Source organism: Halomonas sp. GD1P12 (assembly GCF_025725645.1).
Lineage (GTDB): Bacteria > Pseudomonadota > Gammaproteobacteria > Pseudomonadales > Halomonadaceae > Vreelandella.
In genome coordinates this window covers 3535342-3554035 of the sequence record NZ_CP107007.1, presented here as the reverse complement: position 1 = coordinate 3554035, position 18694 = coordinate 3535342, and the positions used below count along the sequence as shown (strand labels likewise).

Annotated in this window: 15 protein-coding genes and 1 pseudogene; 8 read left to right on the top strand and 8 right to left on the bottom strand. The window is 61.4% G+C overall.

Translation table 11 applies throughout. The annotated features are described in order from the left end of the window. Positions 1–63: 63 nt before the first annotated feature. Positions 64–2238: a malate synthase G gene (locus tag OCT39_RS16335; RefSeq protein ID WP_263585491.1), complete on the bottom strand. Its 2175-nt coding sequence runs from the start codon at positions 2236–2238 to the stop codon at positions 64–66. A gap of 266 nt (positions 2239–2504) precedes the next feature. Between OCT39_RS16335 and OCT39_RS16330 the strand changes: the two genes are divergently transcribed. From OCT39_RS16330 to OCT39_RS16315, 4 genes are all read left to right on the top strand, one after another. Continuing rightward, positions 2505–3542 (top strand): alpha/beta hydrolase, encoded by a 1038-nt coding sequence (locus tag OCT39_RS16330; RefSeq protein ID WP_263585490.1) that lies wholly within the window; start codon positions 2505–2507, stop codon positions 3540–3542. Positions 3543–3608: 66 nt separating this feature from the next. Next, positions 3609–4820 carry an MFS transporter gene (locus OCT39_RS16325; protein ID WP_263585489.1) on the top strand — a complete coding sequence of 404 codons (1212 nt, stop codon included), beginning with the start codon at positions 3609–3611 and terminating at the stop codon, positions 4818–4820. 76 nt (positions 4821–4896) lie between these two features. After that, a complete protein-coding gene (locus tag OCT39_RS16320) occupies positions 4897–5652 on the top strand; it encodes a glutaredoxin family protein (RefSeq protein WP_263585488.1) in 756 nt (251 codons plus the stop codon). A 76-nt stretch (positions 5653–5728) separates the two neighbouring features. Then, entirely contained in the window at positions 5729–6559 is an 831-nt protein-coding gene (locus OCT39_RS16315; protein ID WP_263585487.1) for a sulfurtransferase, read from the top strand. An 8-nt stretch (positions 6560–6567) separates the two neighbouring features. On the opposite strand, the pseudogene OCT39_RS16310 reads toward OCT39_RS16315, so the two are convergent. After that, positions 6568–7238, bottom strand: a pseudogene (locus tag OCT39_RS16310) (ATP-binding protein). 497 nt (positions 7239–7735) lie between these two features. Between OCT39_RS16310 and OCT39_RS16305 the strand changes: the two are divergent. Next, positions 7736–9031 (top strand): hypothetical protein, encoded by a 1296-nt coding sequence (locus tag OCT39_RS16305; RefSeq protein ID WP_263585486.1) that lies wholly within the window; start codon positions 7736–7738, stop codon positions 9029–9031. Between the two features lie 453 nt (positions 9032–9484). Here the strand turns inward: OCT39_RS16305 and OCT39_RS16300 are convergent, their stop codons facing one another. Together OCT39_RS16300 and OCT39_RS16295 are read right to left on the bottom strand one after the other, a co-directional pair. After that, positions 9485–10996 (bottom strand): YifB family Mg chelatase-like AAA ATPase, encoded by a 1512-nt coding sequence (locus tag OCT39_RS16300; protein ID WP_263585485.1) that lies wholly within the window; start codon positions 10994–10996, stop codon positions 9485–9487. Between the two features lie 92 nt (positions 10997–11088). Then, complete coding sequence (locus OCT39_RS16295; protein WP_263585484.1) at positions 11089–11955, bottom strand: ABC transporter substrate-binding protein; 867 nt, start codon at positions 11953–11955, stop codon at positions 11089–11091. On the opposite strand from OCT39_RS16295, the gene OCT39_RS16290 reads away from it, so the two are divergent. Next, on the top strand, positions 11954–12082 hold the full coding sequence (locus OCT39_RS16290; protein WP_263585483.1) for a hypothetical protein: 129 nt from the start codon (positions 11954–11956) through the stop codon (positions 12080–12082). The genes OCT39_RS16295 and OCT39_RS16290 overlap by 2 nt on opposite strands. On the opposite strand, the gene OCT39_RS16285 is transcribed toward OCT39_RS16290, so the two are convergent. From OCT39_RS16285 to OCT39_RS16270, 4 genes are all read right to left on the bottom strand, one after another. After that, positions 12070–14172 carry a TonB-dependent siderophore receptor gene (locus tag OCT39_RS16285; protein WP_263585482.1) on the bottom strand — a complete coding sequence of 701 codons (2103 nt, stop codon included), beginning with the start codon at positions 14170–14172 and terminating at the stop codon, positions 12070–12072. The genes OCT39_RS16290 and OCT39_RS16285 overlap by 13 nt on opposite strands. A 150-nt stretch (positions 14173–14322) precedes the next feature. After that, the gene (locus tag OCT39_RS16280; RefSeq protein ID WP_263585481.1) at positions 14323–15255 is read right to left on the bottom strand and encodes an AraC family transcriptional regulator; all 933 of its coding nucleotides are present in this window, start codon (positions 15253–15255) and stop codon (positions 14323–14325) included. Positions 15256–15294: 39 nt separating this feature from the next. After that, a complete protein-coding gene (locus OCT39_RS16275) occupies positions 15295–17424 on the bottom strand; it encodes a TonB-dependent receptor (RefSeq protein ID WP_263585480.1) in 2130 nt (709 codons plus the stop codon). Between the two features lie 132 nt (positions 17425–17556). Next, on the bottom strand, positions 17557–17958 hold the full coding sequence (locus OCT39_RS16270; protein ID WP_263585479.1) for an accessory factor UbiK family protein: 402 nt from the start codon (positions 17956–17958) through the stop codon (positions 17557–17559). Positions 17959–17981: 23 nt separating this feature from the next. Here OCT39_RS16270 and OCT39_RS16265 point away from each other — a divergent pair, with 23 nt between their 5' ends. Continuing rightward, positions 17982–18185 carry a hypothetical protein gene (locus OCT39_RS16265; RefSeq protein WP_263585478.1) on the top strand — a complete coding sequence of 68 codons (204 nt, stop codon included), beginning with the start codon at positions 17982–17984 and terminating at the stop codon, positions 18183–18185. 151 nt (positions 18186–18336) lie between these two features. Continuing rightward, the gene (locus OCT39_RS16260) at positions 18337–18675 is read left to right on the top strand and encodes a P-II family nitrogen regulator (protein WP_227389981.1); all 339 of its coding nucleotides are present in this window, start codon (positions 18337–18339) and stop codon (positions 18673–18675) included. Positions 18676–18694: the final 19 nt, after the last annotated feature.

The following is an 18694-nucleotide window of genomic DNA, read 5'->3' as shown; positions in this document are numbered from 1 at the left end:
GCCACAAAAAAGCCCCGGGCACTTGCCCGGGGCTCTCATCGCTCGTTCCATTGAAGGCGCGATTTACTTCGCTTTATGCACCTGGCGCCACTCGTGCAAAAGCGGCTCGGTGTAGCCCGACGGCTGCTCGCGACCCTTGAAGATCAGATCAGAGGCTGCCTTGAAGGCGCTGGAATCCTCGAAATTGGCGCTCATGGCGGTGTAGTTCGCGTCACCGGCGTTTTGCTCGTCGACCACCTTCGCCATGCGCTCCAGCGTCTCTTTCACCCGGGCTTCGTCGACGATGCCGTGGTGCAGCCAGTTGGCGATATGCTGGCTGGAGATGCGCAGCGTCGCGCGGTCTTCCATCAGGCCGACGTCGTGAATGTCCGGCACCTTGGAGCAGCCTACGCCGTGTTCGACCCAGCGCACCACGTAACCGAGGATGCCCTGGCAGTTGTTGTCGAGCTCCTGCTGGATCTCCTCATCGGACCAGTGGGCGTTCTCGGCGACCGGCACGGTGAGCAGATCATCCAGCAGATCGGCTTCGCCGGCGCTTTGCATCTCGCGCTGAACGTCGGCGACCTTCACCTGGTGGTAGTGCAGCGCGTGCAGCGTGGCCGCAGTGGGCGAGGGCACCCAGGCGGTGTTGGCACCGGCTTTCGGATGGCCGATTTTTTGCTCGAGCATGGCGTGCATCAGATCCGGCATGGCCCACATACCCTTGCCGATCTGGGCGCGGCCGCGCAGGCCGCACGCCAGGCCCACCTGTACGTTGTTCTTCTCGTACGCGGTGATCCACTTGGCGGCTTTCATGTCGCCCTTGCGTACCATCGGACCCGCTTCCATGGCGGTGTGCATTTCGTCGCCGGTGCGGTCGAGGAAGCCGGTATTGATGAACACCACGCGCGAGGTCGCCTCATTGATGCACGCTTTCAGGTTGACCGTCGTGCGTCGCTCTTCGTCCATGATGCCCATTTTCAGGGTGTCGCGGCTCATGCCGAGGATGTCTTCCACGCGCGAGAAGAGTTCGTTGGCAAACGCCACCTCTTTCGGGCCGTGCATCTTCGGCTTGACGATGTAAACGGAGCCGGCGCGCGAGTTGCGCGGCTGGTCGGCGTCCTTTTTCAAGTCATACAGCGCGATCAGCGAGGTCATCACGGCGTCGAGAATGCCTTCCGGCAATTCATTGCCGTTCTCGTCGAGAATCGCCGGCGTGGTCATCAAATGGCCCACGTTACGCACGAACATCAGCGAACGGCCGGGCACGGTCACGTTGCCGCCCTCGGTGGTTTTCCAGGTACGGTCGACGTTGAGTTTGCGCGTAGTGGTCTTGCCGCCTTTCTCGATCTTCTCCTCCAGATCGCCGCGCATCAGGCCCAGCCAGTTGCCGTAGACGCCGACCTTGTCCTCGGCGTCCACCGCGGCCACGGAGTCTTCGCAGTCCATGATGGTGGTCAGCGCCGCCTCGACGACCACGTCCTTCACGCCCGCCGGGTCCGTCTTGCCGATGGCATCGTTGGCGTCGATCTGGATTTCGAGGTGCAAGTCGTTGTTCGAGAGCAGAATCGAGCTCGGCGCGCTTTCGTCGCCGTCAAAGCCGATCAGTTTGCCCGGATCTTGCAGGCCGGTTTCACGGCCGCCGGCCAGGCGCACCACCAGGTGGCCGTCGCGCAGCGTATAGCTCTGCGCATCGGCATGGGAGCCGGTGGCCAGGGGCGCTGCGCGGTCCAGCACGCCGCGGGCGTAGGCCACGACTTTCTCGCCGCGTTTGGGGTTGAAGCTCGTGCCTTTCTCGGCGCCGCCTTCTTCGGAGATGACGTCGGTGCCGTAGAGCGCGTCATAAAGGCTGCCCCAGCGGGCGTTGGCGGCGTTGAGCGCGTAGCGGGCGTTGCTGACCGGCACCACCAGTTGGGGCCCCGCCTGAACGGCGACTTCACGGTCGACGTTGGCCGTTGTAACGTTGACCGTCGACGGCGCGTCGACCAGGTAGCCCTGCTCTTTTAGGAAGCGCTGGTAGGCAGCCATGTCGGTCACCGCACCCGGGTGCTCCTTGTGCCAGCCGTCGAGCGCTTTTTGTAGCGTTTCACGCTCTTCCAGCAGGCGCTGGTTTTTCGGGGTAAGATCATGAAACAGGGCATCGACGCCGGACCAGAAAGCGTCTTCATCGACACCGGTCCCCGGTAGCGCCTGTTCGGTGATGAAGCGGTCCAGTTCAGCCGCCACCTGTAGGCGGTGACGCGTAATACGCTCGCTCATGGGTCTCTCCTCTGAAAGTGCCCGTGGGGATGAAAGATGGCCACGGCCAGTATCGATATGATGTCAGGACAATAATTCAAGAACGCAATAGTTCCAGAACGATAATGTCAGGGTAATGATCTCAAGACAGTTATTTATGGAAAATAGTTCCATAAACGCTTTGGCCTGTAAACAGCGTAGACGCGAAAGCGCAGTCATGCTCGACTAAATGATAATAAAGCGCGCAACGGTCATGGCGGCATCATGATCGCTCAGGGAGAGACGCCATGCATGAGTTCGATCATCTGTCAGCGGTGTTTCGCCAGGCACCCAGCGCCCCGGCGCTTCACTATTTGGCCCCCGGCTCACCGCTGACCCGCGCGGTCCAGGACTATTTTCATCACTACCGGCTCAGCGAGCTTTTCGAAAGTACGCCGTCGGTCTACGCCGGGTTCATCGATACCGGCCGCTTCAATCTCTGGTGTCAGGTGTGGAGCCCCATGGCGCCCCGGGGCACGGTCTTCGTGGTGCACGGCTATTTCGATCATCTCGGGCTTTATCGTCATCTGCTCGAAAGCCTGCTGGAGAACGGCTGGCTGGTGGTGCTATGGGATCTGCCCGGCCACGGGCTTTCCAGCGGCCCGCGAGCAGAGATCGACGAGTTCGAGGACTACCAGCACTGTTTCAGCCACGTCAAACACACCCTGGAGGCGGCGGATTTGGCCCCGGCGCCGTGGATCGGCATCGGCCAGAGCACCGGCGCGGCGATTCTGGCGACCGACGCGCTGGAACACCGTGAGGCGGCACACTGGGCGGCCATCGTACTGCTGGCGCCGCTGGTGCGCCCCTGGCGCTGGGGCCAGGCCAGCTGGGTGCACCTCATTGCCAGCCCCTTCGTCAAGGAGCTGCCGCGCAAGTACCGGCCAAACTCCACTGACGAAGCCTTCACCACCTTTTTGCGCGAGCACGACCCGCTGCAGCCCGAGCGCCTGAGCGTGGTCTGGGTGTCCGCCATGCGCCGCTGGATTCCCAGGGTGCTGGCTTTCGAGCCCCTCGCGTTGCCGACGCTGATTCTGCAGGGCGAGCAGGACACCACGGTGGACTGGGAGCGAAACCTCGCCATCCTGGCCGAGAAGCTGCCGCAGGCGTCGGTGTTTCGCCACCCCGAGGCGAAACACCATCTGGTGAACGAGTCCATAGCCATTCGCCAGGCACTGTTCGAGCGGCTCGAAGCGTTTCTCGATGACGTGGAGGCCGGGCCTGACGGCGGCGTCGACGATACCGCCGCGGCGTCCCGCGCGCTGACGCACTCGACCGGGCTGTAAGCAGCAGCGCCGCGCCTGGCTTTTCACGGCCGACCCTTCATCCACCAACGCGTCGAGAGGTGACGAGTGGCACAAAGACCCTTTTCGCATACGCCGAGCGTGCTGGCCCGCCGGCCGGTCGCCGTCATCGCGCTGGCGCAGCTGCTGGGCACCTCGCTCTGGTTCAGCGCCAACAGCGCGTTTGAAGAACTGACCCGCGTCTGGAGCGTCAGCGCCGCCGAAATCGGCTGGCTGACCGGTGCGGTGCAGAGCGGCTTCATTCTCGGCACGCTCACGCTGGCATTGACCGGGCTTGCCGACCGCTTTCGCGCAAGCCACCTGTTCGTGACAAGCGCTCTGCTGGGGGCGCTTTGCAACGCGCTATTCGCCTGGAGCGCTCAAGGCTTGACCGAGGCGCTTCTCTGGCGCTTTCTGGTTGGGCTCAGCCTGGCCGGTATCTATCCGGTGGGCATGAAGCTGGTGGTCAGCTGGGCCCCGGAACGCACCGGCCAGGCGCTGGCCCAACTGGTGGCGATGCTGACCCTCGGCACCGCCTTGCCCCACGGGCTCAAAGAGCTGGGCGCCGATCTTCCCTGGCAGGTCGTGATCAGCGCGTCATCCGTGCTGGCGCTGGCGGGCGCGGGGCTGATTTTCATGCTGGGTGACGGCGCGCATCTGCCGGCGCGCCAAACGGGTTCGAGCTCGCCGCTGCAAGTCAGCGAGGCGTTCAAGGCGCCCGGTTTTCGCGCGGCGGCCTGGGGGTATTTCGGCCACATGTGGGAGCTTTACGCTTTCTGGACGGTGGTGCCGCTGCTGGTGGCGAACTCGGTGCTGGCCAGTGACGCGTTCGGTATTGGCGTATCGGGCATGGCCTTTGGCGTGATCGGCGTCGGGGCGCTGGGGTGCCTTGTCGGCGGGGCGCTGTCGCGCCGATTTGGCAGCGCCGCCGTGGCGTTATCCATGCTGACGCTCTCGTGCCTCTGCGCCGTGCTGTTTGCGCTTTTCTGGCGCACGCTGTCGCCGGTGGGGCTTGGCCTGTTGCTGCTCGTCTGGGGCGCGGCGGTGGTGGCGGACTCGCCGCAGTTCTCGGCGCTGGCGGCAAAGGCCTGCCCGCCGGCGATCGTCGGAGCATCACTTGCCATTTTGAACGCCATCGGTTTTGCCATCACCGTGGTCTCCATCGGCCTCGTCACCGCGCTGTTCGAACGTGTCCAGCTGGACGCGGCCTGGCTGTTGGTACCGGGGCCGGTGGTGGGGCTGCTGGGCTACGGTTTGACGCGAAAACGCGCCCGCTGTTAGCGGCTTGAAAAGCCATGGGGCGCCCTAACGTCTACACTAGTAAATAGCACGCTCAATAGTTTCAGCGAGGTGAATGATGGCAACGACCACACGCGGTACCGCCCGGGTCTATCGCATGAACATGACCAAACACCGCTGCCCCTTCGGCGTGAAAACGGTGGATCTTTTGAAGCGCAAGGGATTCGAGGTGGAGGACCACTGGCTGACCTCCCGCGAGGAGATCGATGCCTTCAAGGCGCGAGAAAACGTCAAGACCACGCCCCAGACCTATATTGGGGATGAGCGCATCGGCGGCTATGAGGAGGTGCGCAAGCACCTTGGTCTTCGCGTGCGCGACCCCAACGCCACGACCTACCGCCCGGTACTGGCGATTTTTGCCGTGGCGCTGTTGATCGGCCTGGCGGTGAGCTGGGCCGCCACAGGTTCGCTTACGGCGCCTCGTATGCCGGAGTACGCCATCGCCACCGCCATGGTGCTGCTGGGCCTGCAAAAGCTTCAGGACGTACAAAGCTTTAGCACCATGTTCATCAACTACGACTTGCTCGCCCAGCGCTACGTGCCCTACGCCTATGCCTACCCCTTCATCGAAACCCTGGCCGGGCTTTTGATGTTGGCAGGCGCCTTGATCTGGCTCGCTGCACCGCTGGCGCTGCTCGCCGGCGGCGTGGGCGCGGTCTCGGTGTTCAAGGCAGTTTATATCGATAAACGCGAGCTCAAGTGCGCCTGCGTGGGCGGCGGCAAGAACGTGCCGCTGGGTTTCGTGTCGCTGACCGAGAATCTGGTGATGATCGGTATGGGGCTTTGGATGGGGCTGCGTCTGCTGGCAGGCTGAGTGTGCATCGCGCTTAAAAGCCCGGGGTGACGTCATGAGAATGCCACCATTCCCGGACTACCAGGAGTTTCATCCCATGTCTGATATCCTCATTTCCGCACTTGATCTTAACGAGCGTTTAAAGCGCGTCAATCCGCCCAGGGTGCTGGACGCCTCGCTGCCCAACAGCCCCATCGCATCCTTTGTACCGGAGGATGGTCGCACGCTGCCGGGTGCGCTCGAATTCGATATCGAGCGGGTCTTTTCTGATCAGAGTGCGCCCTTTCCCCACACGCTGCCGGCGCTGGACGCCTTGCAACAGGCGTGCGGGCAGTTGGGTCTCTCGATCGATGACGAGATCGTCGTCTTCGACAACCGCGGCGTTTTCTCCGCCCCGCGCGCCTACTGGCTGCTGACCCAGGCGGGCTTTACCAACGTCCGGCTGCTCGACGGTGGCCTGCCGGGGTGGCTTGCGCAGTCGCTTCCGGTGCAGCAGGGCTATAGCGAGCCAACACCGCTTGCGACGCCCCCGGTACTCAAGGCCAACCCGAGCGTGGTCAGCGTGGATGACGTTCAGGCCAACATCGCCGCACCGCGCTTCACGCTGGTGGATGCCAGAAGCGCCGGGCGCTTTTCCGGACAGGCGCCGGAGCCGCGCCCGGAGTTTCCAGGCGGGCATGTGCCCGGCGCCTGCAATCTGCCGTTTGGTGACGTGCTGGAAAACGGCTACTTCAAAAGCGCTGAGGAGATTGCGCGACTATTGCGTGACAGGGGGTTATCGCCGGCGGATCACGTGGCGTTTAGCTGCGGCTCGGGCATTACCGCCTGCATCCTGTGGGTGGCCGCCGAGCTTGCCGGCTTTGAGCACCTTTCGCTGTTCGACGGCTCCTGGACGGCGTGGGTGATGAGTGGACGTTATCAGGGGTAAGGCACTGCTCAGCCTTTTCCCAGCAGACGATTCAGCTGCCGATAGCCAATGGCCTCGATCAGGTGCGTCTGCCCCGGCTTGGGTTCGCCCTGTAGATCAGAAAGCGTCAGCGCCACCCGCAACACGCGGTGATACGCCTGCGCCGAGAGCTTGAGTTTTCCAGCACCTCGGCAAGCCAGGTGCGCTCCTCGTCGTTCAAGTCACAGGCGGCTTCCAGCGCCTTGCCACTTAGCTGGCTGTTGAGCGCACCGCGCTCCATCTGGCGCGCTCGGGCAGCCATCACGCGCTCGCGTACCGCGTCGGACGATTCGCCCTGCGTCTGGGCGGTGAGCTGCTCCGGCGGCAGGGCGGGGACTTCCACCTGAAGGTCGATACGGTCCAGTAGCGGGCCAGAGAGCCGCGCCTGATAGCGCTGGATCTGGCTGGCCGTGCACTGGCAGCGGCTTCGCGGGTCGCCCAGGTGGCCGCAGGGGCAAGGGTTCATGGCGGCGACGAGCTGAAAACGCGCCGGGTAGCGGCGCTCGTGGGTCGCCCGCGACAGATGGATTTCGCCGGTTTCCAGCGGCTGGCGAAGGACCTCCAGCACGCTTCTGGAAAACTCCGGCAGCTCGTCGAGAAACAGCACGCCCATGTGGGCCAGCGAAATCTCGCCGGGCTTGGGTTTCGAGCCGCCGCCCACGAGTGCCGCGGCGCTGGCGCTATGATAAAGCCAGCGGATCAGGCCGGCGAGCGCCGGCTGCTTCAGCCCTCGGCGAATCAAACCTTTCTTGCTTTTCTAATCTGCCTTGTATTTATCACAACGGTCAAATCGATATCGTAAATACTTGATAGAAATATTATTCATTTAAAGAATATATTTTTTTCTCTAACATGATTTTTATCAAATGCGCTGGCTTGCTTAACCGTCAAGTTTATGAACAGCTATTGAATCAATTGCACCACTAAAAAATAATTTGGAGCCAACATGGTATATCAACTTTTAGTACCGTCCACAAAACGTCGACAAACCGGCTCAATTCTTGAGTGCTACTCATGCTGATTAATAAGTTATAAAGCTAAGTAAAAAGTTCCTACAAGAATATTCATGAAATCACAAACAGAAGCTATCGGTTGAGTGCTGTATAGCGACTTTAATGTGACTGTTTTTTCTAATAAATAAATATAAAAGAGAAACGTATGAAAAAAATCGTCATCACACTATGCATTTTATCGCCTATCAATTACGCGAGCGCCAATTTCATCGACTTCGTAAAAGAAAGTGATCATACGCTTGGTCTTATTAACTTTTATGACAATGTCCAAAGCGGTCGCTACGATAGGGCTGGAAACTCAGATATATTGAACTGGGTGCAGTCAGCTTCGTATGATTTTGATTCGGTCTACGTAGACGATCACTATGGCTTTAACTTTGGGTTACTTGCCGTTGAGCCGATTGATTATGGTGAGACGTTTTTTGCAAAAAGTATTTTACAGTCTGAAGTGGGCGATGATGGCCAGCGAAGTGCTCAAGGCTTTGATAAGGTCTCAGAGGCATTTCTAAAACAGACGTTTTCAACGGATAACGGTACTAATGTCTATTTCTATGAAGGGCTACGTGTACTAGAAGATTTTGGTGCCGTGTCACGCGACGGTAGTGTTACTTCCAGCGCTTATTATGGTATTACAACAGAAGTGGAATCAGAAAATTGGAATTTTAAAGCGGGCTATTTAACAGATTACTCTGCCCCCAATGTCTCTGGTAGAGAAAGTCTGCTGACAAAAGATAATGAAGATGTTGATTTTATTTATACCTTGGCAGCTGATTATAACACAGATGGTCACTCTTTTCATTACTATATCGGCGAAGGTCAGGACTACTTACGAAGCCAGTCCTTTAGTTATAGTAATGTTCAAGAAAATAGAAAGTTCTCCGCCAAACTTATTTATGTAGATGCATTATCCAACTATAGATCGCTGCCTGATCAAAATCGGTTCTTTGATGACGATGCTTATATTGCAGAAATAAAGGCCGACTTCTTCTTGTCCTCGGGCATTTTGTCTCTAGGTTATGCTTATGTGTCAGCAGAAAGAGAGGGTAGCTTGGGTCGATTTGAAAACAATCTTTCAAATAATTCATATGGCGAAGATAGCAACATCGCTAATGGCTTGTCTAAAGACTTTTATAATGATCAAGAAAACGTTATAGCACTGAGTTACCTACACCGGTACAGTCCAGAAGTAAGACTGGGATTTATCTCTCGTTATGGTTTCAATTTCGAATATGCGGGGCAGGATTTATACGAATATGAAGTTGGTGGAGCGATTTTCTATACCCCTACTGCGGTTCCTGGGCTTGAGCTCAGTCTCAAGGGCGGGCCAAACTCCTCTTTCCGCCGCGGCAGAAGCGATAATACGCCTTACCTGGATAGTAACGGGCAAACAGATAACTTCGATGGTACAACCATTATGGCAAAAGCCATTTACGTATTCTGAAATGTTGATAACAAGTGTTTAAATCCTGAACTCCTGAATTCAAGCAATAAGCGCAGCACCTGCGGTATCCAGGGCTGTTTCACTTTGGTCGGTAAAGCAGGGAGGGCACCGGCGCTGACCCTCCTGTCTCTACCGTGTGGCCCACAGTGTTGCGGTTATGCTATGAATCCAGGATTACAACTTTGGCTTAAATTACTTAAGTAAAACATGGATGAATAAAGGTGGTTCTTTATGCCGCCAGATCGAAGAACTGGCCGAGCGCGCCGGGGTCTTGCTGGCCGGCGCGCTCGGTGTTCCTGATAGCGCGGCGATGACTGGCTTCACTGTGGCCAGGATCGGGGTCGCGATCGTGCCCAGGAATGTGATCATGGGCGTTGTTGGCGCCGCGACAATACCGCTGGCTGACGAAGGTGCCTCGAGCCTGCTCTCGTGGTCGGCATCAGGAGGCGTGGCTCAGCCTTTTCCCAGCAGGCGATCCAGCTGCCGGTAACCAATGGCCTCGATCAGGTGCGGCTGCCCCGGCTTGGGTTCGCCCTGTAGATCAGAAAGCGTCAGCGCCACCCGCAACACGCGGTGATACGCCCGCGCCGAGAGCTTGAGCTTTTCCAGCACCTCGGCAAGCCAGGTGCGCTCCTCGTCGTTCAAGTCGCAGGCGGCTTCCAGCGCCTTGCCGCTTAGCTGGCTGTTGAGCGCGCCGCGCTCCATCTGGCGCGCTCGGGCGGCCATCACGCGCTCGCGTACCGCGTCGGACGATTCGCCCTGGGTCTGGGCGGTGAGCTGCTCCGGCGGCAGCGCCGGGACTTCCACCTGAAGGTCGATACGATCCAAAAGCGGGCCGGAGAGCCGCGCCTGATAGCGCTGGATCTGGCTGGCCGTACACTGGCAGCGGCTTCGCGGGTCGCCCAGGTGACCGCAGGGGCAGGGGTTCATGGCGGCGACGAGCTGAAAACGGGCAGGGTAGCGGCGCTCGTGGCTGGCGCGCGACAGGTGGATTTCGCCGGTTTCCAAAGGCTGGCGTAAGACTTCCAAAACGCTTCTGGAAAACTCCGGCAGCTCGTCGAGAAACAGTACGCCCATGTGCGCCAAGGAAATTTCGCCAGGCTTGGGTTTCGAGCCGCCGCCAACGAGCGCGGCGGCGCTGGCGCTGTGGTGCGGTTGTCGAAACGGGCGCTGGCCCCAGTCCGCCTCGAGCGCCAGCCCGCACACCGAGCGCACCGCGGCGACCTGCAGCGCGTCGTCCTCGTTAAGCGGCGGCAGAATGCCGGGCAGTCGGCTGGCCAGCATGGTCTTACCGGTGCCCGGCGGGCCGGCCAGCAAGAGGTTATGCCCACCGGCGGCGGCCACTTCCAGCGCCCGGCGCGCCTGGTGCTGGCCGCGTACATCGGCAAGGTCTGGCGCGGGGGTCTGCGCTTTCGGTGGGGCGGGCAGCACGTGGGGCGCGATGCGGGTCTGATCCAGAAGGTGGGCCACGACGTCCCAGAGTGATTCGGCCGGCAGGACTTCCAGACCGTTACCCGCAAGCGCGGCTTCGTCCGCGCAAGCCCTGGGCACCATCAGCCTGCGCCCGGCGCTTTTGGTGGCCAGCGCAAACGGCAGCATGCCGGGCACCGGACGCAGCTTGCCGTCGAGGGCCAGCTCGCCCGCGCACTCGATGCCTTCAAGCGCCTCCACCGGCAGCTGGCCGGAGGCGGCGAGAATGCCCAGCGCAATGGGCAGATCGAAACGCCCACCCTCCTTGGGCAGATCCGCCGGGGCCAGGTTCAGGGTGATGCGCCGGGTGTTGGGAAAGTCAAAGCCTGCGTTGACCAGCGCACTGCGCACCCGCTCGCGGCTCTCCTTCACGGCGGCTTCCGGCAGGCCGACCAGCGTCAATCCCGGCAGGCCGTTGGCCAGATGCACCTCGACCTGCACTGCCGGAGCGTCGAGCCCTACGCCGGCACGCGTGTTCACGATGGCAAGTGTCATCACCGTTCCCCTGTTGGCGGTCTAATTTTTCTTTTGCCAATTAAACCTGGCACATTTGCTCGACGTTGGGCAATGCGCCCGGTCAACGGGGTTCAGGAATCAACAGGTGGCGGTGCATCGTTCAGTGCCCGGGTCAGCTCGCGGGCAAAGCGCTGAGCGGAGGGCAGTGCGCCGAAGCTCCAGACCGGCGCCAGACGAATCACGCGGTGCTCTTCGATGGCGGGCAGGCGCTGCCACAGCCCGCTGCGCGCGAGCTCTTCCTCGACGCCGGTGGGCACGGGGTCGACGATGACCAGGGTAGCGTCGGGATAGTGTGCCAGCGTCTCGACGCCGGTCAGCGCAAAGCCCCAGGCGTTGGTGGCTTCCTGCCAGGCGTTATCGATGCCCAGCCGCGAGAGCACAGCGTTGTAGAGGCTATTGTCGCCAAACACGCGCACGTGGCGCGCATCCATGAACTGAATCATCAAAAGCGGCGATGTGGCGCGCGTCTGTTCGCTCAGGCGCTCCATCAGTGAGTCGGTCTCGATGATCAGCGCTTCGGCCTGGGCCTCGCGGTGGGTCTTTTCGCCGAGCTGGCGGGTGAAGCTCAGCAGCTCCGGCCAGGTCTCTTCGCCTGGCGTGTAGAGCGCAAACGAGCTTACCGGCGCAAGGCGCGATAGCTTCGGCGTGAGCCCTTCGAACATCGGCGAAATCAGAAAGCCTTCCGGCGGGTTTTGGGCCATCAGCTCGAAGTTGGGCTGCTGGCGCAGGCCCAGATCAACCACCGAATCCGGAAGGCGCGGCTCGCCGACCCAGTCATGGTAGGCGGGAATTTGCGCCACGCCTTCGATCGGCGCGTCGATGGCCAGCAGCGTCTCGGCGATGGTCCAATCAAGCGTCGCCCACTGCGCTTGGGCACCGGCCGGCAGAAGGCTGGCGGCCAGCAGCAGGCCGCGGGCAATAAGAGGAGAAAGGCGCATGCAGGGCATCACTCGAGAAGTCAGCCGGTATTTAAACGATAATATTTATTGTTTGCAAATCCGAAACGATGAACGCCCGAGCGCGATGGCCCGGGCGCTGCGCGTGGCGCTTGATCAGAAGCGGTAGTGGACGCTGGCGGTCACGCTGCGCTCGGCGCCGAAGTAGCAGTAGTCCAGCGAGTTGCAGGTCGCGACGTACTCCTTGTCCAGCACGTTGTTGACGTTGAGGCGGGTTTCGACGCCTTCAAAACCCTGCTGGCTCCAGTCGTAGCCTACCGTGGCGTCGACCAGGGTGTAGTCGGGCACCTTCTCTGTGTTGGCACGGTCAGCGGCAATGTCGGCGTAGTGGCGAATGCCCAGGCCCATGTCGACACCGCTGAGCCCGCCATCCACCGGCGCGTAGTGTCCCCAGGCCTGAAGCTGGTGGCGCGGCGCATAGATGGCGTTGTTGCCTTCGTTGCCGTCATCGCTTTTGGCGTAGGTAATATCGGTGAAGCTGTAGCCCGCCTGTAGCGACAGCGTGTCGGTGAGCCGAGTCTGCGCTTCGAGCTCCAGACCCTGAGATTCGATCTCGCCGACGGCCCGGTAGGGGTCGGTCGGCTGCTCCTTGGTGGCCACGTTCTCCTGGCTGATGTGGAAAACAGCGGCGCTGAACTGGCTTTGGCTACCCTCGGGCGTGACCTTGACGCCGGCCTCCCACTGCTCGCCCTCCATGGGGGCGAGCAGGTCGCCGCGCTCGTCGACGAAACTGGTCGGCGTGAAGGCAGTGGAATAGCTCACGTAGGGCGCTACGCCGTTGTCGAACAGATACACCGCTCCGGCGCGACCGCTGAACTGGGTGTCGCTGAGTGAGCTTGCATCCTGTGAGTCGCGGTTGACGTTGTCGATGTTCACCCAATCGTAGCGCCCGCCGAGGGTAAAGCGCCAGTTCTCGACGCTGACCTGATCCTGCAGGTAGGCACCGGTCTGTTCGATCTCGTGATGCTCGCGCGTCGGGTCGTAGAACACCGCCTCATCCAGGTTGACGCCGTAGACCGGATCAAACGCATCGAGCGGCGGAAAGGCGCCGGAGGGCCAGGAGACTTCGTTTTCACGGTGCTGGTAGTCCACGCCGAACAGAAACTGGTGGGCCACGGCGCCGGTATCGAGCGCCGCTTCCAGCTGGTTGTCCACCGTCCAGGCGGTGAGCGACTCGTCGCTGCCCGAGTAGTAGCGGGTCAGCTCATTGGAATCCGGCGCGCTCCAGCCGAAGCCGTAGACCTGGTTGAGCACCACGTCGGAATTCAGGTAGCGCAACAGCTGGCGCCCGGTGACGTCCTCGTTGAAACGGTGCTCCAGGGTGTAGCCGACCATCCGCTGGGTGCGCTCATAGGTATCGAAGGCCTCTTCGCCGTCGAAGAAGGTGTTGCTGATCCTGCGCCCGTTGTGGGGCACCACCGAGCCCTCGAACGGCACGCCGGAGTGGTAGCCGCCTTCGGGCTCGTCCTGCAGGTAGGCTTCGAGCGTCAGGCTGGTGGCGTCGGTCATGTCCCAGGTCAAACGTGGGGCGATAGCGTAGCGCGCCTCCTTGGCGGGGTCGAACTGGGTGTCGGAGGCGCTGGCGATACCGGTCAGGCGAAACGCCACGCGCTGCTCGTCGCCCAGCGGCCCGGTCAGGTCGAACGCGGCGCTGCGCTGCTGATTATTGCCCAAGCGAAAGCGCAGCTCGCCGCTTTGGTCGAACTCGGGGCGTTTGCTGTTGAGCGCGACCACCCCGCCGGGGGAGGCGCGCCCGTAAAGCACGGATGCCGGGCCGCGCACCACCTCGATGCTTTCCAAAAACCAGGGATCGACGCGCATGGAGCTATGCGAGTTGGCGTCGCCCATCAGCTTCAGGCCGTCGAGAAACGTATTGCTCAGACTGCCGTCGGAGAAGCCGCGCAGCACCAGGTAGTCGAAACGGTTGGAGGCGCCGACCTGGTTGGTGTACACGCCGGGGGTGTAGTCGGCGGCGCGCTGAACGGTCGTTACGCCGCGGCGCTCCATCTGTTCGTCGGTGATGGTCGAAACGCTCTGCGGGGTTTCCAGAAAGGGGGTGGCGACCTTGGTGGCGGCCTGCTGGGCGGTGACCGTCACGGTGTCGAGCCGGGTGGCCGTGGTCTGGGCGCTGGCCTGAAATGAGGCCAGCATCAAAGCGGCAGCGACAGGAGCGAGGGTGAACGTGCGGGTCGGCAGCATGATAGGTCCTGGAATCGAACGCGAAAATTTTAGGTAATGAGAATTATTACCTTTTATGGGGCAGAAAAGGTATGCCGCTCGCTAGAAGGGCTATGCCCGATGACAAATATGCGGAAGATCGTGAACGCTCAGGCGCGGCGCTTTGAGCGGCTATCGAGGCGAACGGACGTCGTGGGGCGTAACGCCGAAGGCGCGCTTGAAGGCGGTCGCGAAGTTGGTCGCGTGCTTGAAGCCGCAGGCGTGGGCCGTTTGCTGAACGCTAACGCCCTGCTCGAGATAGCGCCGTGCCTGATCGAGCCGGCAGCGGCGAACGTGCGTAAAGAGGGTGTCGCCGTAAAGCTGACGGAATTTTTGACGCAGGCTGCTGGTACTCATGGCGGCGTCGCGGGCCAGCGCCGATAGGCAATACTCGGCGCCCGGGTCGCGGCGGATGCGCTCATGAAGCGCACTCAGGCAGTCGCGGTCGCGCCTGGATAGCCGAGGCGTGGCGGTTTCATCGGATTCGGGAAGAGCGTTGCCCAAAAGCTGCAGCGCCAGCCCCTGCCAAACGAGCCGCTGGCGCCAGGCGCTTGCGGGCTCGCAGGCCGCCTGTACCAGCGTGCGGTAAAGCGATGGCGGCAGCGACCAGCGGTGGAGCGCGCTTTTGGACATCGGCGCCGGCAGCGCGAACGGCGCGGTCGCCAGCACCGCGAGATTCACCGTTTTCAAACGGCGCTGGCGGGGTTGATGGACGATGAGCGGCTGGGCGGCGTCGAAGTGGGCGCAAAACCCGTCGCCAGCGCCCAGGGTCAGCGTTTGCTGGCCCAGCGTCGGCGATACCTCGCCTTCCAGCACCACGCTGACGAACCAGGGCACGCCCTGCATCGAGGAGGAGGTGTAGCCACGCTCGACCTCGAGATCGGACAGCGTCAGGTGCAGCGAATCGAACAGGCGCACGTCGTGCACCTCGCCTCTGGCCACCGGGGCGGCGGCTCCCGGGGCAGCGGCCCCCGGGGCGTCATCGATGCGATAACGAATGCCGAACCGCTGGCCCCACTGCGCCAGGGTGTGCGGCGTAATGGCGTTCAAGGCGGCGCGTGGCATGCGATCACCTCCGAAAACCGTGGCGCTTTTTGATGCGCGCTAGTACTCGAGCGACCAGCCGAGCGTAAAGGTGCGCCCGCGGGCCTGGTAGTCGTAAAGATACTCTGGGCCATAGGTAGGCGAATAGAAGCCCACGGCGCGCTGCCCCCAGGGAGTGGAGTACTGCTTGTCGGTCAGGTTACTGACGCCCAGGCTCAGCGTGCCGAAATCGGTCTTTTGGCTTCCGATCAGATCGAAGGTGGTGAAGCCATCGATGCGTTCGCCGGCGGCGTCCTCGTACTCGCGGGCGTGGCTGCCCTGAAGGCGAACCGTACGCGTTTGATCCTGCCAGCCCACGTGGGCGGTCAGGCTGTCCTGGGAGGGGTAGGGCGACACGGTAATGCCGCGATCCTGCCAGTCACCGTCCACCTTCTGCTCGGAGACCAGCGCGTGGAGCGTCGTGCCCACTTCCCAGTGGTTGCCGATGTAGCGCGTGAGTGACGCCTCCAGTCCGTAGTCGCGGCGGTCGTCGTCGACCTGAGCGATGTTGAGATCCTCGTCCAGCTCGATCGCGGTATCCGACCAGGCGTAGTAAACCGCTGCCTGGGCCAACCAGTCGCCGCCCTGGTAGCGCCAGCCGAGTTCGACCTGGCGGGTCTTGATGCCGTCGAGCGGGTTGTCCGCCACGGTCTGGCCGGCGCGGCCGTAATACTTGGACGGGTCGGGCAGCTCGAAGCCCTCGGAATAGCCCAGCCAGCTTTGATGGCCATTGTCGAAATCGTACAAGGCGCTTGAATTGAACAGCGTCACGTCGTAGTCGCTCGAGCCGCCGGACACGCCGTTGAAGTCGTCGATGTCCACGTCCATGCGCTGGTGGCGAACGCCGCCGCTGAGCTGGAGTTGGTCCGTGGCCCACCACTCGCCCTGGGTAAACAGCGCCAGCGTGTCGACCTCGAAGCTCGGGTAGCGCGGGGTAACGCTGTCACGGCGCTGCACGAGCCCGCCCGTGGCGTCGCTGGCGGCGCGATCAAAGCGCATTTGCGAGGCATCGAACGACTCCCGGTCGATATCCGCGCCGTAGCTCAGGTTGAAGCTGTCGGTCAGATCCGCCGAGAACAGCCCCTTCAATCCGCTTAGCGTGGTGTTCTGCTGGGAGGCGGCAAAGTAGTAGCCGCCGCCCTGGGCGCGATAGGGGAAGGGGTGAAAGCTCGATTCCTCCTCCCGGTGAAACGCCTGCAGGTAGAAATCCTGGTTCAGCAAGTCGGCGTGGTGGTAGCTGGCGCTGATCATCTTGCGGTCGGTGCGCGGCTCGCGGTCGGCGGTAAAGCCGTCGCGGATATCGGCGTTGTTCAGGTTCGGCGCAGGCGCGGCCAGGTTGGGATAGAAAACGCCGCGCTCGTTTGCCTTGCCGGAGTCATACAGCTGCCCGGTCAGTTGAAGCGTCTGGTTCGCGTCGAGCTCGACGCTCAGGTTGCCGAGTATGTCCAGGCTACGGTTGCCTTGTAAGTCGCTCTGGGCGATATCGGGAAAGATCTCGTTGCCACCGGCATCATACTGGCGGCCATTCTCATTGAGCGACACACCGATACGCCCGTATACGGTATCGCTGCCGCCGCTGGCGGACTGGGAAAGCCGCCGGTCCAGATCATGGTCGGTGTTGAAGCCGGTGGTAAGGCTCGCCTGAGTCTCGAAGTGCGGACGCCCGGATTCGCCCTGCCTGGTGATGATATTGATCAAGCCCCCCGTGGCGCCGCCGCCGTAAAGGCTGGTGGTGCCCGACAGCACTTCGACGCGCTCGATGTTGAACGGGTCGATGGCGTCGAACTGGCGCGACAGGCCGCGGGAATTGTTCAGTGAAACGCCGTCGATGAGCACCTGAACGCTACGCCCGCGCATGTTTTGCCCCGCATTGGTGCGCCCCTGGGGGCCAAAATCGAGCCCAGGCACCAGCCGGCCCAACGCGGTTTTCAAATCGCCGCCGGCGTTGATCTGTTGGGTAAGCTCGGCGCCTTCGACCACGTGCACCGCGCCGGGAATCTGGCTGATCTGGGTGGGGGTACGCGACCCCACGACGACCATGGTGTCCTGAGCGGCAGCTTCGTCCCCGGTGGTCGGTTGGGCCTGGGCAAACGTCATCAAGGGAAAAGCGCCGCTCAAGAAGGCGACGCTTAGGGGAGCAAGGCGAGTCATGAGCTATCCGAAAAGCAGATTGTTATTGAGAGAACGCCAATCAGGGGCGCTGTAAAGCGCAATGATAGGTGTTCTCATTTTTTATATCAATCTGCTGAGCCCGCGGTTTTTTTGGGTGGGAACGCTAAAGGCCTATTCGCCCAGGTCGTCGACTGCGCCGGTAGCGCCTTTCGAGTCTTTGGCCGGCTTGGCGGTCGAGGCGCGCGGTTTGGCGGCTTTTTGGGCCGGCTCGTTTGGCGCCGGAGTGGACTGGGCCTCGGCTTCCATGGGGGTTGCCTTATCGGCCTGGCTTGCGTCGATCGAGGCTTCCAGGTTCGCCACCTGACGCTCCAGCGCTTCTACCCGCGAGCGGGTGCGCTGCAGCACGTCCATCAGAATGTCGAAATCCTCGCGGGAGACCAGCTCCATACGATCAAACGCACCGCGCATGACCTGTTGCACGCCTTTTTGAATGTCTTCCGGCGCATGGGAAGCGTTTTGTAAACGATCGCCGATTTGCTGGGCGAGGCGGCTAATACGGTCTTGGGTCGCCATGACTCTCTCCTGATGAGGAACGCATGAAGGTAAACGACGTGTCGCTGTACGTCTTTGCAGTAAGGATACGCAACCGTAGCGAAATACGCATGTTTCGCAGACGAGAAAGCAGTGACTTTTTCAATGCATCAAAAGAAGGCAAGGCGCTTTTCTATTCGCACTTATATGGTGCGGTGAATTATCTCTGCACCGCCTTGGCGCGCTGGGCAACGGCCTCGTTACGTTAAGGCGTCGCTTAAAGTTATGATTTTTTAGTTAATTTTAGTGAATGGCACGGTATGAGCATTAACGAGGCATCGCATTAATGTCGGCGGCAGTGCCGCTACTTATTCCAGCGCCGCTCATTTTAGCGCTACTTACCCAGCAGGGAGATCCGGGATGAAACTCATCACCGCTATCATCAAGCCGTTCAAGCTCGACGACGTTCGTGAAGCACTGGCCGACAACGGCGTGCAGGGGATCACGGTGACCGAGGTCAAGGGCTTCGGGCGTCAGAAGGGCCATACCGAACTCTACCGGGGCGCCGAGTACGTCGTCGATTTTCTGCCCAAGGTGAAGGTGGAAGTCGCGGTCGACGACTCGCGCCTGGACGGTGTGCTCGATGCCATCTGCAGCGCGGCGAACAGCGGCAAGATCGGCGACGGTAAGGTCTTCGTCACGCCGCTCGAGGACGTCATCCGTATTCGTACCGGCGAGCGCGGCGCCGACGCGGTATAGCCTGCAGGATTTGGATACG

What these genes read in the sequence shown, in the direction of transcription:
- OCT39_RS16335 (WP_263585491.1), bottom strand. Translation starts at nt 2,238, where the DNA reads ATGAGCGAGCGTATTACGCGTCACCGCCTACAGGTGGCGGCTGAACTG.
- OCT39_RS16330 (WP_263585490.1), top strand. Translation starts at nt 2,505, where the DNA reads ATGCATGAGTTCGATCATCTGTCAGCGGTGTTTCGCCAGGCACCCAGC.
- OCT39_RS16320 (WP_263585488.1), top strand. Translation starts at nt 4,897, where the DNA reads ATGGCAACGACCACACGCGGTACCGCCCGGGTCTATCGCATGAACATG.
- OCT39_RS16315 (WP_263585487.1), top strand. Translation starts at nt 5,729, where the DNA reads ATGTCTGATATCCTCATTTCCGCACTTGATCTTAACGAGCGTTTAAAG.
- OCT39_RS16305 (WP_263585486.1), top strand. Translation starts at nt 7,736, where the DNA reads ATGAAAAAAATCGTCATCACACTATGCATTTTATCGCCTATCAATTAC.
- OCT39_RS16300 (WP_263585485.1), bottom strand. Translation starts at nt 10,996, where the DNA reads ATGACACTTGCCATCGTGAACACGCGTGCCGGCGTAGGGCTCGACGCT.
- OCT39_RS16290 (WP_263585483.1), top strand. Translation starts at nt 11,954, where the DNA reads ATGCAGGGCATCACTCGAGAAGTCAGCCGGTATTTAAACGATAATATT.
- OCT39_RS16295 (WP_263585484.1), bottom strand. Translation starts at nt 11,955, where the DNA reads ATGCGCCTTTCTCCTCTTATTGCCCGCGGCCTGCTGCTGGCCGCCAGC.
- OCT39_RS16285 (WP_263585482.1), bottom strand. Translation starts at nt 14,172, where the DNA reads ATGCTGCCGACCCGCACGTTCACCCTCGCTCCTGTCGCTGCCGCTTTG.
- OCT39_RS16280 (WP_263585481.1), bottom strand. Translation starts at nt 15,255, where the DNA reads ATGCCACGCGCCGCCTTGAACGCCATTACGCCGCACACCCTGGCGCAG.
- OCT39_RS16275 (WP_263585480.1), bottom strand. Translation starts at nt 17,424, where the DNA reads ATGACTCGCCTTGCTCCCCTAAGCGTCGCCTTCTTGAGCGGCGCTTTT.
- OCT39_RS16270 (WP_263585479.1), bottom strand. Translation starts at nt 17,958, where the DNA reads ATGGCGACCCAAGACCGTATTAGCCGCCTCGCCCAGCAAATCGGCGAT.
- OCT39_RS16265 (WP_263585478.1), top strand. Translation starts at nt 17,982, where the DNA reads ATGAAGGTAAACGACGTGTCGCTGTACGTCTTTGCAGTAAGGATACGC.
- OCT39_RS16260 (WP_227389981.1), top strand. Translation starts at nt 18,337, where the DNA reads ATGAAACTCATCACCGCTATCATCAAGCCGTTCAAGCTCGACGACGTT.